The organism is Paraburkholderia sp. A1RI_3L (genome assembly GCF_048957895.1).
GTDB classification, from domain to species: domain Bacteria; phylum Pseudomonadota; class Gammaproteobacteria; order Burkholderiales; family Burkholderiaceae; genus Paraburkholderia; species Paraburkholderia kururiensis.
The window spans coordinates 179,328-194,718 of sequence record NZ_JARCHA010000009.1; the positions used below are offsets into that span (position 1 = coordinate 179,328).

Annotated in this window: 14 protein-coding genes; 8 read left to right on the forward strand and 6 right to left on the reverse strand. The window is 66.2% G+C overall.

Going from position 1 to position 15,391, the window contains the following annotated elements:
- The first annotated feature begins 58 nt into the window (after positions 1-58).
- Entirely contained in the window at positions 59-724 is a 666-nt protein-coding gene (locus tag PXJ20_RS23105) for an MlaC/ttg2D family ABC transporter substrate-binding protein (protein ID WP_421031668.1), read from the forward strand.
- A gap of 107 nt (positions 725-831) precedes the next feature.
- On the opposite strand, the gene PXJ20_RS23110 is transcribed toward PXJ20_RS23105, so the two are convergent.
- The gene (locus PXJ20_RS23110; protein ID WP_277598890.1) at positions 832-1,365 is read right to left on the reverse strand and encodes a GNAT family N-acetyltransferase; all 534 of its coding nucleotides are present in this window, start codon (positions 1,363-1,365) and stop codon (positions 832-834) included.
- 274 nt (positions 1,366-1,639) lie between these two features.
- Between PXJ20_RS23110 and PXJ20_RS23115 the strand changes: the two genes are divergently transcribed.
- The 3 genes from PXJ20_RS23115 to PXJ20_RS23125 all read left to right on the forward strand — a co-directional run bounded on the left by PXJ20_RS23115 (position 1,640) and on the right by PXJ20_RS23125 (position 5,655).
- Entirely contained in the window at positions 1,640-3,097 is a 1,458-nt protein-coding gene (locus tag PXJ20_RS23115; protein WP_421031669.1) for a diguanylate cyclase, read from the forward strand.
- Positions 3,098-3,205: 108 nt separating this feature from the next.
- Entirely contained in the window at positions 3,206-3,934 is a 729-nt protein-coding gene (locus tag PXJ20_RS23120) for a dienelactone hydrolase family protein (RefSeq protein ID WP_017773970.1), read from the forward strand.
- Positions 3,935-4,128: 194 nt separating this feature from the next.
- Positions 4,129-5,655 carry an acetyl-CoA hydrolase/transferase family protein gene (locus tag PXJ20_RS23125; protein WP_017773969.1) on the forward strand — a complete coding sequence of 509 codons (1,527 nt, stop codon included), beginning with the start codon at positions 4,129-4,131 and terminating at the stop codon, positions 5,653-5,655.
- Positions 5,656-5,673: 18 nt separating this feature from the next.
- Here PXJ20_RS23125 and PXJ20_RS23130 read toward each other — a convergent pair whose 3' ends face one another.
- From PXJ20_RS23130 to PXJ20_RS23140, 3 genes are all read right to left on the reverse strand, one after another.
- Positions 5,674-6,219, reverse strand: coding sequence for a cytochrome b (locus tag PXJ20_RS23130; RefSeq protein ID WP_421031670.1), 546 nt, complete (start codon positions 6,217-6,219; stop codon positions 5,674-5,676).
- Entirely contained in the window at positions 6,216-7,322 is a 1,107-nt protein-coding gene (locus PXJ20_RS23135) for a catalase family peroxidase (RefSeq protein ID WP_421031671.1), read from the reverse strand. Before PXJ20_RS23135 ends, PXJ20_RS23130 begins: the two co-directional genes overlap by 4 nt.
- An 89-nt stretch (positions 7,323-7,411) precedes the next feature.
- Positions 7,412-7,681, reverse strand: a complete 270-nt coding sequence (locus tag PXJ20_RS23140) for a DUF4148 domain-containing protein (protein ID WP_277598884.1) — start codon at positions 7,679-7,681, stop codon at positions 7,412-7,414.
- 388 nt (positions 7,682-8,069) lie between these two features.
- Here PXJ20_RS23140 and PXJ20_RS23145 point away from each other — a divergent pair, with 388 nt between their 5' ends.
- From PXJ20_RS23145 to PXJ20_RS23160, 4 genes are all read left to right on the forward strand, one after another.
- A complete protein-coding gene (locus tag PXJ20_RS23145) occupies positions 8,070-8,864 on the forward strand; it encodes an anti-sigma factor family protein (RefSeq protein ID WP_421031672.1) in 795 nt (264 codons plus the stop codon).
- A gap of 110 nt (positions 8,865-8,974) precedes the next feature.
- Positions 8,975-9,496, forward strand: a complete 522-nt coding sequence (locus PXJ20_RS23150) for an RNA polymerase sigma factor (protein WP_017773964.1) — start codon at positions 8,975-8,977, stop codon at positions 9,494-9,496.
- The gene (locus tag PXJ20_RS23155; RefSeq protein WP_421031673.1) at positions 9,493-10,362 is read left to right on the forward strand and encodes an anti-sigma factor; all 870 of its coding nucleotides are present in this window, start codon (positions 9,493-9,495) and stop codon (positions 10,360-10,362) included. Before PXJ20_RS23150 ends, PXJ20_RS23155 begins: the two co-directional genes overlap by 4 nt.
- Positions 10,363-10,561: 199 nt before the next feature.
- Positions 10,562-12,400: an IlvD/Edd family dehydratase gene (locus PXJ20_RS23160; protein WP_421031674.1), complete on the forward strand. Its 1,839-nt coding sequence runs from the start codon at positions 10,562-10,564 to the stop codon at positions 12,398-12,400.
- 20 nt (positions 12,401-12,420) lie between these two features.
- On the opposite strand, the gene PXJ20_RS23165 is transcribed toward PXJ20_RS23160, so the two are convergent.
- Positions 12,421-13,659, reverse strand: coding sequence for a serine hydrolase (locus PXJ20_RS23165; RefSeq protein ID WP_017773961.1), 1,239 nt, complete (start codon positions 13,657-13,659; stop codon positions 12,421-12,423).
- A gap of 85 nt (positions 13,660-13,744) precedes the next feature.
- Positions 13,745-14,611: a phytanoyl-CoA dioxygenase family protein gene (locus tag PXJ20_RS23170; protein WP_017773960.1), complete on the reverse strand. Its 867-nt coding sequence runs from the start codon at positions 14,609-14,611 to the stop codon at positions 13,745-13,747.
- Positions 14,612-15,391: the final 780 nt, after the last annotated feature.

The following is a 15,391-nucleotide window of genomic DNA, read 5'->3' on the forward strand; positions in this document are numbered from 1 at the left end:
TGACGCTCACGTGCTGCTTGCGTGACCGTTGCATGAACCCCTTGCTCAGGTTGAATCCATGAGAAAACTCTTCGTGAATCCCGTTGTGGCTGTGTCGTTTGCGCTCTTTGCCGTGTTCACGTTCAGCAGCGCTGCGCGTGCCCAGGTGGACGACAAGTCGGACCCGCAGGCGCTGATCCGCACCGCCACGCAGCAGGTGCTGGACGAAGTGCGCACACGCAAGATCGAGCCCGACGACATGACGCGCATTCTCGATATCGTGAACCGCGACATTCTTCCGTACATCGATTTTCAGCGCACCACGCGGCTTTCCATGGGCCGCTACTGGCGAACCGCCACGCCCGAGCAGCGCCAGCAGGTGGAAGAACAGTTCCGGCTGCTGCTGATCCATCTCTATTCGGGCGCGCTCGCGCAGCTGAAGCCTGACCAGAAGATTCAGTACCCGCCCATGCACATCGCCCCCACGGACACCGACGTAGTGGTGCGCACGATCGCGGAAACCAACGAGCGGCCCGTGGAGATCGACTATCGGCTCTACCGGTCGCCGCAGGGCTGGCGCGTGTACGACCTCAACGTGCTGGGCGCATGGCTCGTGCAGACGTACCGCCAGCAGTTCAGCGACAAGATCACCGAAAGCGGGATCGATGGGCTCATCGCGTTTCTGAAGGAACGCAACGACCAACTCGCGGCGGGACGCGCGCAGCAGTCGCAGCAATCGCAGTGATCGCAGCGGTGATTGAGGCTTGCGGTTTGGCCGGGCGGCCGGTGGTGGCTACCGCGATGGGGCGATGGGACGATGGGGCGATGGGACGACGAGACCACGGGGCGCGATCAGCGCGCGTTGTCGTCCGGCGCGATTTGCGTTTCGTCGGCAAGCAGCGCCCAGCGCTCGTGGTCGCGCCATTCGCCGCCGATGTGCAGATACCGCGGCGAAAGGCCTTCCTGCCGAAACCCCAGCCGCTGCACCAGCGCAATGGAGGCACGATTTTCAGGCTGAATGTTGGCCTCGAGCCGATGCAGCCCGAGATCGCCGAACGCGAAGCGGATCGCCGCGCGCAGCGCTTGCGTCATGAGGCCCTTGCGACCGAATTCCTGCATGCCGTAGTAGCCGAGGTAGGCACTCTGAAAAACGCCGCCAACGATCTCGTTGATGTTGACCACGCCCACCACGCGGCTCGACGCCGCCTCACGTGCAATGAGATTGACGTTCGGCCCCGTCAGGCCGCGGCCGAACCAGGCGTCGAAGCCGGCGTCGTCCGTGAACGAAGCCACCCACGGCAGGTGGTACGACTGGTTCGCGCGGTTGGCGGCGATCAGGTCGGCGGCATCGGCGCGGGTGACGCGGGACAGTCGGATGGCGCTCATGGGTTTCCTCTTTTTTGTGGCGACGAACAATAGCGCATTGCAGGCCGCGAACAAAATTCGCCGACCGCATGCAGCCTGCCCCCGCACGCGTGCCGCAGCGCAGCGAGTCCTCAATTCCGTCCGACGCAATGCCGTTATAAACTGACCCGCTCTGCATCTCGACGGGCCGTTTGATCTGATCAATGAATTCCGCGGCGGACCGAACAAACCGACCTGACAGGCAGAGCCCGGCAGACCCAGCCAGGCCCAATAGTCTTCTAAACACGCGTTCCCTATGTCCACGTGCGCCGATCCCAATGACGATGCCAGGCCGCCTGCCGTAGAGGCGTCGGCGAACGCTCGTCCGGCCGATGCCGAGTGGGCCGCGCTGGCCCGGCTCGCGCAAGCGCATTTCGGCGTAGCGGCTGCCCTGCTCACGCGCGCGGGTGGCGACGGGCAGCGTCTGCTGGCCAGTTCGGGCCCGTTGCCCGTGGCGCTGCCGCCCGATCTGTTCGCGCTTTCCCAGGCGGGCGGAAACCTGCTGGACACTGTGGTGGTCGTGCCCGACACGCACGCCGACGAGCGCTTTCAAAGCCGCACCATCCCCATGCGGGCGGCGGGCGCCACGTCCGACGCTCCGTCGCGCTGGCCGCGCTTCTTCGCCGCCTGCGCAGTCACGGCATCGAGCGGCCGGCATCTGGGCGCACTGTGCCTGCTCGACCACACGCCGCGCACGTTCGACAACGCGCAGCGCGCGTTTCTCCACGAACTCGCCGGGCTCGCTGCGGACGCCATCGAACGCGTCGAGTCTGTGACAGCGCTGCGCACACGCGTCGGCGAACTGGAGGCGTGCGCGGAACTCGTGACGCTCGCGCTCGCGGGCAGCGGCACCGGCGTGTGGGACCGCGACATCCCGAGCGGCACCATCCGCTATTCGCTCGAATGGAAAGCCATGCTGGGCTACGCGCCGCACGATCTCACCGATCGCATCGAAGACGCCATCGCGCGTCTGCACCCCGATGACGTGGATTACGTGAGAGCCGCCATGCAGGCGCACTTCGAGAATCAAACGCAGACTTACTCGGTGGAACACCGCATCCGTTGCAAGGACGGGCGCTACAAGTGGATCTGCAGCCGCGGGAAAGTGGTGAGCCGCGACAGCGAGGGCCGCGCGCTGCGCATGGTGGGCACCTCCACGGACATCACGGAACTCAAGCGCGTGGAGGCCGAGTTGCAGGAACTCGCCACTATCGACTTCCTCACGCAGTTGCCCAATCGCCGTCACTTCATCATGCAGAGCGAGGCCGAACTGGTGCGGCTGCGCGGCGTGCGCGGCCACGTGTCGGCGGTGCTGATGTTCGACCTCGATCACTTCAAGGCGCTCAACGACCGCTGGGGCCACGCACTGGGCGATCGCGCGCTTAGTCACTTCGCGGCGCTGCTGCGCGAAGAAGTGCGCGCGGGCGATATCGTCGGACGCGTGGGCGGCGAGGAATTCGCGATGGTGCTGCCCGGCGCGTCTGTGGAGGCGGCCGTCGTGCTCGCGCAACGCGTGCAGCAGCGCGTGTTGCAGACGCCGATGATGCACGGCGACGTAGCCATCGTGATGACGGTGAGTGTGGGTATCGATTCGATGCGCGCCGACGATACCGGCGCCTACCAGTCGCTCTCGCGCGGCGACGAAGCGCTCTATGCGGCCAAGGCGCGCGGGCGCAACCGGATCGAGGTGTATGGCGCAGAGGCGCGTGAGTAGCGGTGCGGCCGCGATCGTGACCCTCGTGGCTTACACGCCTGCGCGCCCTGCCGACGCCGCCTCACCACTTTCGCTATGCTAGCGACTCCCTCAAACAAGGAGCGTCGCATGAAGCCGAATGCAGGTACCACGACGGGAACCATGGTTCCCTTTCGCCGCCCTGACGGTCAGGAGCTGCAAGGCTATCTGGCCAAGCCGGAAAAGCCCGAGGGCGCGCCGGCTGTCGTCGTCATTCAGGAATGGTGGGGCTTGAACGACCAGATTCGCGGCGTGGCCGACCGCCTCGCGCAATGCGGCTACATCGCGCTCGTGCCCGACCTCTATCGCGGCAAATCCACCGTGGAAGAAGAAGAGGCGCATCACCTGATGGACGGTCTCAACTTCGGCGACGCCGCCACGCAGGACATCCGCGGCGCCGTGCAGTACCTCAAGCAGCATTCGGAGCGCGTGGCCGTGATGGGCTACTGCATGGGCGGCGCGCTCACGGTGCTCGCGCTGTGCAACGTGCCGGAAGCCTCCGCGGGCGTGCTCTGGTACGGCTGCCCGCCGCTCGACTACGTGGATGCGTCGAAGATCAAGGTGCCGGTAATGGGCCACTGGGCCTCGCAGGACGGCTTCTTCACGCCGGAACTCGTGGACGGGCTCGAAGCGAAGCTGACCGAGGCGAAGGTCGACTTCCAATTCCACCGCTATCTGGCTCATCACGGCTTCGCCAACGAAACGGCCGTAGGCCCGGGCCGCATCGCCGCCACGCAGTTCGATCCGGTCTGGTCGCAACTGGCATGGGACCGCACGCTGACGTTCCTCGGCCGCACGCTGTGGGCTGCGGCCAAGTAACGCTGTATTGCAGGTCTGGAATCGTTACCGCTTGACGTGCGTCAAGCGGCGGAAGCGGCCCAGCGTCGAACATTCAGGCACTCGACAAAAGCTACGAAGTTACGCCGGCCACGGGCCGCTTCCACCTACTCGCACCACGCGTCGTACCTGGCGGGACCGTCCGGCATCAGAGGATTTCATCTGGAGGACCCGCAATGGGATCGACACGCATTTTGAACACTCAACTCCTCGAACGCGTCATGTCGGCGGAAGACGCCGCGAAGCTGATTCGCCCTGACATGACCGTTGCCATGAGCGGCTTCACCGGCGCCGGCTACCCGAAGGCGGTGCCCGCCGCGCTGGCTCGCCACATCGAAGAGTCGCACGCGCGCGGCGAAGACTTCCGCATTCGCGTATTGACCGGCGCTTCCACGGCGCCCGAACTCGACGGCGCGCTGGCGCGCGTGGACGGCATCCAGATGCGGCTGCCGTACCAGTCGGACCCCACGCTGCGCGAGCAGATCAACGCGGGCCGCATCGACTACCTCGACATTCACCTGAGCCACGTCGCGCAGCACGCGTGGTTCGGCTTCTTCGGCAAGATCGACGTCGCCGTCATCGAAGTGAGCGGCGTGACACCCGATGGTCAGCTCATTCCGTCCACTTCGGTGGGCAACAACAAGACGTGGATCGAGCAGGCCGCGGGCGTGATCATCGAGGTCAACGAGCAGCAGCCCGAAGGGCTCGACGGCATGCACGACATCTACTACGGCACGGCGCTCCCGCCGCGGCGCAGGCCGATTCCGCTCGTGCATCCGGGCGACCGCATCGGCGAGCCGTGGCTGCACTGTCCGGTGGAGAAGGTCATCGCGGTCGTGAAGACGAGCGCGCCGGACCGCAGCAATGCGTTTTCCGAGCCGGACGACGTTTCGCGGCAGATCGCGGGGCATCTGATCGAATTCCTGCGCCACGAAGTGCGCCACGGCCGCGTGCCGGGCTCGCTGCTGCCGCTGCAATCGGGCGTGGGCAACATCACGAACGCCGTGCTGGCCGAACTGGGCAAGGGCGCGTTCCAGAACCTCACCGCCTTCACCGAGGTGATTCAGGACGGCATGCTCGATTTGCTCGAGAACGGCACGCTCTCCGTAGCGTCGGCCACCGCGCTTTCGCTGAGTCCCGCCGCCGTGACGCGCTTCGCGAAGAACCTCGACACGTTCCGCCAGCGCATCATCCTGCGGCCGCAAGAGATCAGCAACCATCCAGAACTGGTGCGGCGCCTGGGCTGTATCGCGATGAACGGCATGATCGAGGCCGACATCTACGGCAACGTGAATTCCACGCACGTGATGGGCACGCGCATCCAGAACGGCATTGGCGGCTCGGGCGACTTCGCACGCAATGGCTATCTCTCGTGCTTCATGTCCGCGAGCACGGCCAAGGGCGGCGCGATTTCGCGCATCGTGCCGATGGCGAGCCATGTGGATCACACCGAGCACGACGTGGCCGTGATCGTGACCGAACAGGGCCTTGCCGACCTGCGCGGCCTCTCGCCGAAGCAGCGCGCGTGCGAGGTCATCAAGCACTGCGCGCATCCCGACTATCGGCCCATGCTCATGGACTACTTCGAGCGCGCGAGCCGCGAAAGCTACGGCAAGCACACGCCGCATCTGCTCAACGAGTCGCTGTCGTGGCACCAGCGCTATGTCGAGCAGGGCACGATGCGCGATCCGAAGTGGCCCTGAGCGGCCGTCAACTTCCCGTCAAACCCTGCCTTCCCCGCGTGCCATGCTGGCGAGCACGCCGTCGCGACGTATCAACCCGTGATACAGCGCGGCGGCGAGGTGCAGCAGCACCACCGCGAACAGCGTGAGCCCCAGCACCGTGTGCAGCGTGCGCAGCGTCGCGTAGAGCGCCACGCTGTGTGGTGCGATAGGCGGCAGATGCCACGGCCCGTACAGCGTGACGGGATAGCCCCCGGCCGAAAGCATCGCCCAGCCGATCAGCGGCATGGCCAGCATCAAGGCGTACAGCGCGAGATGCGAGAGCTTCGCGGCGGCGCGCTGCACGCCGGGCATATCGTCGGGTAGCGCCGGCGTGCCATGCGTGAGCCGCACGCCGGCTCGTACCAGCACGAGCAGCAACAGCGTGACGCCGAGCGGTTTGTGAATGGCGATCAGCACGTCATGCGCGCGCGAGACCGTTGCGACCATTCCCACACCAATGAACAGCATGGCGATGATGGCGGCCGCCATGATCCAGTGCAGCGCGCGGGCCGCGAGGCTGAAGTGGGTGCGCGTGGTCCTCATGAATGGTCTCCCGGGTTGCCCTCGTTGTTCTCGTTGCTCGCGCGCGTGGACGGCGCGGCATGCTGCGCTTCTTCGCGCGTGCGGCGGTTGAACGACACGGAATACGCGGACGAACGCGCGGCCAGCAGCGGATCGTCCGACGGACTGATGCCCGCGGGCAGAATCGTGGGATCGAAATTCACGTCGCGGCACGCACCTACCGCCTGCGGAACGCTGCGCTCGATCACGAGCGTGCCCGCATCGATGTGCGGACGATCGGCCGGCCAGACGCGCGTGGCGTCGTTGACCGGGTCGCCCGGTGCCGCCACCGTCAATATCAAATGCCAGCGCAACGGCCCCGCGGCGAGCCGCTGAGTCAGGTCTTGCGCGAGGAAGCCAGGGTTGTGCGCCACCGTCTGCGCGTCGAGCGCCATGTACGGCAACTCGGGCACCATCGACCACCGCACCGCTTGCGTCTGGCCACTCGCATTGGTGAAGCGGAACGCGTTGACGCTGTAGAACGTGGCGTTCGCGAAGCTCGACGAAGGTTGGTGCGTGGCGATCCACTGGCGCAGTGGTGCTGAATCAGGCGTGGCCGCATAGAAGGCCGCCACGCGCGCCGGGTCGGGCTTGCCCGTAGCGGCAACCGGCTGCAGCGCCTGCAACTGCTGGTAGAACTGCTCGGGCGTGCGTACCGAAAACACCGGCACCGTGTTCATGCCTGTGCGCCACTGCTCCCCATCGTGAAGCTTGAAGAGCAGCGCCATGCTTTTGACCGGCACGCTGTTGTCCGGCGCGCCCGGGTTGCTGCCCGGCATCGAAAAGCGCCCGATGAGCGGCGTCACGCCGGCACGAAAAATTTCCGCGCGGGAAAGCGATTCGCCCGCACCGTTGCTTTCGAAATGGCCCTCGAAACACAGGCCCTTCGCATGATTGCGTCGGTAGCCGGCGTGAGTGCCGCCGTCGGTCTGCAATTGATCGACTACAGCGGTAGCGGAGAGGCGCTTGGGCGTCAGCCAGCCGGCGGTCCAGACGAATGCGCCGCCGGCGAGCAGCACGACTGCGCCTATGGCAGCGAGCCGGCATGGCACGCAGACCGGCGCAGCGTTGAAGGGACTGTTCACGGGTATTCCTCGTTTGAGCAGGGTGGGTGAACCCGTGAACAGCACCCGATGCGGCTTATTCCCGCCGCGGGCGAATTTTGCGCACGTGCCTACTGAGAAGCCGCATCGGACGTGGCGCGATTCGCGACGCCGGGCGCGGCCTGCGGTTGCTGCGCGAGGCGCTGCTGCTTTCGCTGCGCGACGACGTTGGCGAAGATCGGATTGACGTCGGGGTACGAGGTGTCCGTAACGAAATCGAGGCCGTTCTGCTGGGCTTCGATCAACTCCTGATACACCTGCGCGCGCGTCTTGCCTTCGGCGAACACGGCGGTGGAGGCGAGCGCGGCGGCGCAGAGAACGAGCATGGAAGAGAGCTTCATGGTGACTCCTTGAGAGTGGTGCGGATTGCAACGGGCGAACCATGAGCACGGGGCCGATATTCCCGGTCCCACCGCGAAAACCATGAAAGGCGAAATAAAGTTGCGAGTCAGGAATAGCGAGGCGGTGCGGGCGGTTAACGTTCTCCCCGGAGGCTCTCCCCTGGGCACGGTTCGCCTGCGGAGCGAATCGATCGCGCCGGGCCGGAAAGAACCTGAATTGGCCGAAAGGGCCTGAAAGACCTGAAAGGTCGGCAAGGGAATAACGCACGCCGGATCGTGTTAGCCGGATAAGCATCCCGATCAACGCCCCGACGTGCCCCGACGTGCCCCGATGTGCCCCGACGGGCCCCGACGGGCCACGAACCTTTGCGCCACTGCCGCTGCTGCCATGAACCGCACCGATCTGCGCCACGAACCGTCGCTTTCCGAAGCGGACCTGCAAGCGTTCGCCGACGGCCAACTAGCGTCCGCGCAGGCCGATCGCCTGCACCGCTATCTGCAAATGCGGCCTTCGGAGGCGCGCCGCGTCGCGTTCTATGGCCGGCTCAATGCGCAGTTGCAGCATGCTTTTCGTGCCGCCGACGACAGCGACGCAGGCTCCATCGATGGCGCTGCTTTCTGGCGCGCGTGGCTGCGCGCCGCCGCGCGACGTGCCGTCCGCGTGCTTGCGGGTGGGCTCGCCGCGAGCGCGGTTGCAGGCGGTCTGCTGATAGCCGCGACACGCGTGCCGCAAGCCGAACTGGCGGATCTGGCGTTCACGGCCTTGCAGCATGCCGCCGCGGATCAGACCAGCAGCGTCGTGCGCGCTTCGGGCGAGGCTGGCGCCACGCTTGCCGGCATCGCTCCCGATATCTCCAGCGTCGGCCTGTACCCCGTGGCACCGCTTGCTGTGCAGGAAGGCTGGTTCACCCGCGCCTCGGGCTTCGTCTACCGCAACGCAGCGGGCGAGCCCGTCGTGCTGCTGCGCACCTGGGACCTCACCGCGCAACCCATGCCGCAGTGGCGCGCCTACCGCCAGGGCACGATGCGCGCGCTGTACTGGACCGACGGCCACACGCGCTACGTGCTGGTGGGCGCGGCCGCGGCACGCGGGCTGATGCACGCAGCCGACGCGCTCACGATGCACAGGTTCAGCGCAGGGCCGGGGAAATCGGCGTACGGTGACGAGGCCGGAAAACCCTGACCACGGCCGCTGGAATAAAACACCGCGAGGCGTGTTTGCCCCGACGTCCGCCGCGTGAATCCGCGTGTAGCCCGCGCGTGCACGAGGCCCCAAGCCGCAAAGGAAGCACGATGAGTGTCCGCGACGAACTGATAGAACACGTACCGCGCCTGCGACGCTATTCGCGCGCGCTGCTGCACAATCGCGAACTGGCCGACGACCTGGTGCAGGACACGCTGGAGCGCGCCTTGCGCAACGGTCATCAGTTCCAGCGCGGCACGGACTTGCGCGCGTGGCTCTTCACGATCATGCACAACGTCTTCGCGAACCAGATGCGCCGCCCGGCCGGGCGCGCCACGCACGTTTCCGTCGACGACGAAGCGCACACGTTCGAGAACGACCTCGCCGTGCATACGAATCCGTCCAGCGGGCTGGAGGTGCGCGATCTCGACTTCGCCTTGCAGCGCCTGCCCGCCGAGCAGCGCGAGGTGGTGTTGCTCGTGGGGCTGGAGGAAATGAGCTATGCGGATGTCGCGCTTGCGCTCGACATTCCGATCGGCACGGTCATGTCGCGGCTCTCGCGGGGTCGGGAGCGGCTGCGCGCCTTGATGGTGGGCACGCAATCCAGCGCAAAACTGAAGGTGGTGCGATGAACGAACGGCAAACGACGATCAGCGAAGAAGAGATCCACGCGTACGTGGACGGCACGCTCGCGCCCGAGCGCCGCGACGAGATCGATCAGATGCTGGAGCGGCAGCCCGAACTCGCGGACCGCATCAGCCACTACTTCTCGCTCAACAACCTGCTGCACGAACGCTACGACCGCGTGCTCGACGAGCCCGTGCCGGCGCGTCTCCAGTTGCCCGCGAAGCGGCGCTGGCGCGACGCGGCCAACTGGCCGCAGTTCGCGGGTATTGCCGCGGCGCTGCTGGTGGGCGTGGGAATCGGCATTGGCAGCAACTTCGGCAGCAGCATCATGATGGCGGGCCGCATGGGGCCGGCAGCAGGCCAGGCGCCCGTGCGCGACGCGAGCTTCACGCCGGACCCGGGGCAGTCGTTCGCGCGGCAGTCCGCCATCGCGCACGTGGTCTACGCGCCGGAGGTGACGCGTCCCGTCGAAGTCGGCGCCGACCGCGAGCAGGAACTCGTGAAGTGGGTGTCCAGCCGGTTGGGCACCGACGTGCGTCCGCCCGTTCTCACGCGCACCGGCTTCGAGCTGATGGGCGGCCGGCTCTTGCCCAGCGCCGACGGCCCCGTGGCGCAGTTCATGTACCACGACCACAACGGCGAGCGCATCACGCTGTGCATTTCGCGGCGCAAGACGAGCACCAACACCACGGCGTTCAAGCTTTATCAGGACGGCCCCGTGAACGTCTTCTACTGGATCGACGGCGACGTGGGCTACGCGGTGTCGGGCGGCATCAACCGCAAGGAACTGCTCGAAATCGCACACGACGTTTATGCGCAGCTCACGCCCGACGAAGGCGGCGCGCCCAAGGCGGCGAGCGGCGTCAACTGAACCTGCCGGAACCACGGGACGCGCCGCTTGCTTTGCTTGTGGCGCGTGCGTCGTTTGCTTCGTTTGCGTCGCGTGCGTCTATTGCGCAGCACGAACAGCGCGTTCCGTTTAAGCTTGATGCTTCCTCAGGCGTGCCGTTGCGCGGGAAGCCTTGTTTCCCGTGTGGCGCGCGTCCACACGACAAAACAAGGAGACAAGCGTGTCGAAGCATTCGCCCACTGATCCGGCCAACAACGCTGCAACCGGCGCCTCCCAACCCGACACCACACAGGGCAGACTGCGCAGCCGCCGCTGGTTCAACGACCCCTCCGACCCCGGCATGACCGCGCTCTATCTGGAGCGCTACATGAACTACGGCATCACGCGCGAGGAACTGCAGTCGGGCAAGCCCATCATCGGTATTGCGCAGACGGGCTCGGACCTCGCGCCCTGCAACCGACACCACCTCGAACTGGCCAGCCGCGTGCGCGACGGCATTCGCGACGCGGGCGGCGTGCCGCTCGAATTCCCGGTGCATCCCATTCAGGAGACGGGCAAGCGGCCCACCGCCGCGCTGGACCGCAATCTCGCGTATCTGGGCCTCGTGGAAGTGCTGCACGGCTATCCCATCGATGGCGTGGTGCTCACCACCGGCTGCGACAAGACCACGCCCGCCTGCCTGATGGCCGCGGCCACCGTGAACATTCCCGCCATCGTGCTGTCGGGCGGCCCCATGCTGGACGGCTGGTGGCAGGGCAAGCTCGCGGGCTCGGGAACCGTGATCTGGCACGCGCGCAAGCTGCTCGCTTCGGGCGAGATCGATTACGACGGCTTCATGAACATGGTGGCGTCGTCGGCGCCGTCGGCCGGGCACTGCAACACGATGGGCACCGCGCTTTCCATGAACTCGCTGGCGGAGGCGCTCGGCATGTCGCTGCCCGGCTGCGCCGCGATTCCGGCGCCGCATCGCGAGCGCGGCTGGATGGCTTATGAGACCGGCAGGCGCATCGTGGGGATGGTGGCGGAGAACCTGCGGCCCTCGGACATCATGACCAAGGGCGCCTTCGAAAACGCCGTGGTGGCGGCGGCGGCGCTGGGGGCGTCGTCGAACTGCCCGATTCACATGGTGGCCATTGCGCGGCACATGGGCGTGGACCATTCGCTCGACGACTGGCAGCGCCTCGGGCCCGAGGTACCGCTGCTCGTGGACTGCCAGCCGGCCGGGCGCTTTCTCGGCGAAGCGTTTCACCGCGCGGGCGGCGTGCCGGCCGTGATGCGTGAGCTGCTGGCCGCGGGCAAGCTGGACGGCAGCGTGCGCACCGTGACCGGCCGCACGCTGGCCGAAGACCTGGCGGACGTGCCCGAGCCGGACCGCGAAGTGATCCGCGGCTACGGCAAGCCGCTCAAGGAAGCCGCGGGCTACGTGGTGATGACGGGCAATCTGTTCGAAAGCGCGGTGATGAAGATCAGCGTGATCGACCCGGCGTTCCGCAAGCGCTTCCTCTCCGACCCGGCGCACCCCGACGTGTTCGAAGGCAAGGCCGTGGTGTTCGAAGGCCCGGAGGACTACCACGCGCGCATCGAAGACCCGGCGCTGGGCGTGGACGAACACTCAGTGCTCGTCATTCGCAACTGCGGGCCGGTGGGCTACCCCGGCGGCGCAGAGGTGGTCAACATGCAGCCGCCCGCGGCGCTCCTCAAGCAGGGCATCGATACGCTGCCCACTATCGGCGATGGCCGGCAGAGCGGCACGTCGGCGAGTCCGTCCATTCTCAACGTGTCACCCGAGGCCGCGGTGGGCGGCAACCTCGCGCTGCTCAAGACCGGCGACCGTATCCGCATCGACCTCAATACGCGCAAGGTGGACGTGCTGATTCCCGAGGCCGAGATGGCCGCGCGCCGTGCTGCGTGGAAGGCGCCCGCGTTGCAGCACAAGACGCCGTGGGAGGAGATCTATCGCAGCATGGTGGGCCAGCATGCGACCGGGGCGTGCCTGGAACCGGCCACGCTGTACCTCAACATCATCGAAACGCGCGGCGAATCCAGGCATAACCACTGAGTCATTTCTCTGAGGCCGCACTAACGGATGGGCGCGGCGCCGTAGATGGCGTCGCGCACGTCGGTGCTGAACTGGCCGCGCATGCCTTCGAACGCGGTGTTCGTGAAGGCCACCACCGTGAACTGGTTGATCGGGTCCACGAACCACATGTGGCCGTACACGCCGCCCCATTGAATCGTGCCCGCCGGTTGCGGCGTCTGCGCGAGCGCGGCATCGTGGATCACGCCCCAGCCGTATCCAAAGCCCCAGCCGGGCCCGCGCGTCTCGATGGACGGGGGCACGTGGTTCTTCATCATGAGCGCCACCGTTTCCGGCGAGACGACGGGCGCACCGCCCGTGCGAATGGTCTCGAAGAACTGGAGCAACTCCGGCGCGGTGCCGATCATGCCGCCGCCGCCCGAGGGGAAGGCGTGAGCGTCGAATGCGCGCGACGGCGAGAAGCGCACCGCGTAGCCCACTTCGGGCGGCAGGAACACGTCCATGCCGTCATGCATCTTCACGGGCGCAGGCGAACTGTTGGCGTAGGGCACGACGAGCGGCGTGCCGGGCGGCACATGGAAGGTCGTCTGACGCATGCCGAGCGGCCCCGTGACGAGCGCTTCCACCGCCTGCGGCAGCGTCATGTGCGTGACGCGCTCCAGCACCGCGCCGAGCACGTCGATGGCCACCGAATAACGCCATGACGTGCCGGGCGCGTAGACGAGCGGCGCCTTCGCGATGCGGCGCAGGTTTTCGTCGAGATCGAACGGCACGTGGTCGATGCCATCGGAAATGCCGAACTGGTGATACGGCGAATCGGGCGGCTCGTGAAAGCCGTAGCGCAGCCCCGCCGTGTGCGTGAGCAACTGATGGATCGTGATGCGTGGCGCAGTGCTGCGGCCGTCCGACAGCAGATGCGGCGTGAAATCCGGCAGCCATTTCGTGACGGCGTCGTCCAGCGCAAGCTTGCCTTCTTCCACGAGCCGCATCGCGGCAAGACTCACGACGGGCTTCGTGACGGAGGCAAGGCGAAACAGGCTGTCTTCGCGCATGGCGACGTGTGCCTCGCGGTCCGCGAAGCCTGCGGCGCGCGCGTAAGCGCGTTCGCCGCGATGTGCCACGAGCACCACGGTGCCCACGATGCGTTGCTCGTCGAGCGCGCGGTCGATGGCGGCGTCGAGCCGCGCGGCCATCGCGAGATGGCGGGTTTGCTCGCGAACAGGCTGCACGCTGTGTTGCACGGGCGCGGACGAAGCGGAATTCGCCTTGACGTCGGACATGCGCGGCTCCTCGTGAAGTGAATGGCGATCAATGTAGCGCCTTCTCGGGAAGCTCGCACGGCAAGCGCGGGCAGAGGCTAAGGGCTTACGTCCGGCTCTGCCGCGCCAGCAGACGCCGCAGCCGTCCCACATAAAACGCCGGATGGTAATAGCGGTTGCGCGCCACGCGTCGTGCCAGCTCGATCACGGCGCCGCCTCGCCAGAGCCACAGCTTGCGGCGCCTCGCGGCCGTCTCGTTGGGCCGCTTCAACCAGCTGTGGTCGCGTGGCGCGGCGGGTCGGCGCGAAGGGCCGGCGAATACGAGGATATAGGCGAGCCGTGGGTCCGCGGTCAGGTTGGGGCCTGCGGAGTGCAGCGTGCGGCCGGCGTGAATCACGGCGTCGCCGGGCTGTAGCGGGCAGTACGCCGCGCTGTCCGGATCGAAGTCGCCAATGCATTGCAGCGCGTGAACGCGCGTGTCGCCGCCCAGCGGCTGATGGGGATGCACCCCAAGCTTGTGCGAGCCCGGTATGTAGCGCATGCAGCCGTTTTCGACGGTTGCGATAGTGGTGGGCATCCAGAATGCGATCTGGTCGCGCTCGCTATCGCGTTCGGCCTGATACGCCTCGTCCTGATGCCAGGGCGTTTCAGCCCCGTGAAAGGCCGGCTTGAGAATGGCGTGGTCGAACGCGAATTCCGCGTCGTCGCCCAGCACCTGGCGCGCAATGGCGTAAGCGGATTCGAAGTAGGCGCTGCGGCGCAGTACGGCTGCGTAATTCTGCGGCCGCACGAGTTCCGTCAGGCTGTTCGCGCTGCGTGCATCTTCCGGGTCCACCAGATCGCGGCGTGCGCCTTCCTTGAAGCCCACGCCGCGCGCAAGCAGGTCGCGGATCACGGCGTCCATGATGGCGACGTCGGCCGGTGGGGCGATCGCACGTACGGTGACGAAGCCGCGTTCTTTTAGTTCGTGCAACTGTTCTGTTGAGAGCCTGGTGAAGCCCTCATTCGCACGAACGTCTGTTTCAGTGAGCAGGGTTGCCACGGTGCCCTCGGCAGTCGCGCATCGCCTTCCAGGGTGGATGCGATGCCCGGATACAACGGTCAGTCCGGCACACTGGGGCTGCGACGTAAAAGGCTGTCACAAGCCGGTGGAAACTGTTGCAGGAGCAACAGGATGTAAGCGCCGCTAGCCGGACGGGAAGCGGGCGCAGTAGGGTAGTGCATCGAACGGCGAACTCCCGCGTCGTCACCCTGCGGGCACGACACCGCCGCTTCGCAACCGCGCTGATGACCATGGCACCCACTCAAGCCCCGCAGGCCTCGATCATTCCCGATGCCGGCCATCACCGCGGATATTTACCTGTATCAATGTTAATGCGGTATTTATTGCCTGATTTGCAGCGACATATAAAGCAGGGGGGCTGTATATGTTACGGCGATGCTATTTACGAGGAGGGTCATATTCGGTTCGGTAGCGTACATAAGTACCGGCAGCACGGCTGCAATTATTCTCTCGCCAGCGCGCAGTCAAACTGCGTTGGCGTCCGCTCCGGCAATTGAAAGTTCGTTTTCTGCGTACTGGAAATTTAGCTGCCCGCTGACGAAAGCAGCGCCTTCGGCGCAGCGCGTCAGATTGCACAAAAGCCCGCAAAACAAGGGTTGGATAACGGTTCGCAGCTCGCGATGAGGCTGCGGCCCGTGCTTTCTTTGTTGCTCGTATTCGCGACCGCTGCGACTGCGGCTTCGTGAGCGT

Coding starts and splice junctions, on each gene's coding strand:
- PXJ20_RS23120 (WP_017773970.1), top strand. CDS start 3,206: ATGAAGCCGAATGCAGGTACCACGACGGGAACCATGGTTCCCTTTCGC.
- PXJ20_RS23155 (WP_421031673.1), top strand. CDS start 9,493: ATGAACGAACGGCAAACGACGATCAGCGAAGAAGAGATCCACGCGTAC.
- PXJ20_RS23125 (WP_017773969.1), top strand. CDS start 4,129: ATGGGATCGACACGCATTTTGAACACTCAACTCCTCGAACGCGTCATG.
- PXJ20_RS23115 (WP_421031669.1), top strand. CDS start 1,640: ATGTCCACGTGCGCCGATCCCAATGACGATGCCAGGCCGCCTGCCGTA.
- PXJ20_RS23140 (WP_277598884.1), bottom strand. CDS start 7,681: ATGAAGCTCTCTTCCATGCTCGTTCTCTGCGCCGCCGCGCTCGCCTCC.
- PXJ20_RS23110 (WP_277598890.1), bottom strand. CDS start 1,365: ATGAGCGCCATCCGACTGTCCCGCGTCACCCGCGCCGATGCCGCCGAC.
- PXJ20_RS23145 (WP_421031672.1), top strand. CDS start 8,070: ATGAACCGCACCGATCTGCGCCACGAACCGTCGCTTTCCGAAGCGGAC.
- PXJ20_RS23130 (WP_421031670.1), bottom strand. CDS start 6,219: ATGAGGACCACGCGCACCCACTTCAGCCTCGCGGCCCGCGCGCTGCAC.
- PXJ20_RS23165 (WP_017773961.1), bottom strand. CDS start 13,659: ATGTCCGACGTCAAGGCGAATTCCGCTTCGTCCGCGCCCGTGCAACAC.
- PXJ20_RS23105 (WP_421031668.1), top strand. CDS start 59: ATGAGAAAACTCTTCGTGAATCCCGTTGTGGCTGTGTCGTTTGCGCTC.
- PXJ20_RS23150 (WP_017773964.1), top strand. CDS start 8,975: ATGAGTGTCCGCGACGAACTGATAGAACACGTACCGCGCCTGCGACGC.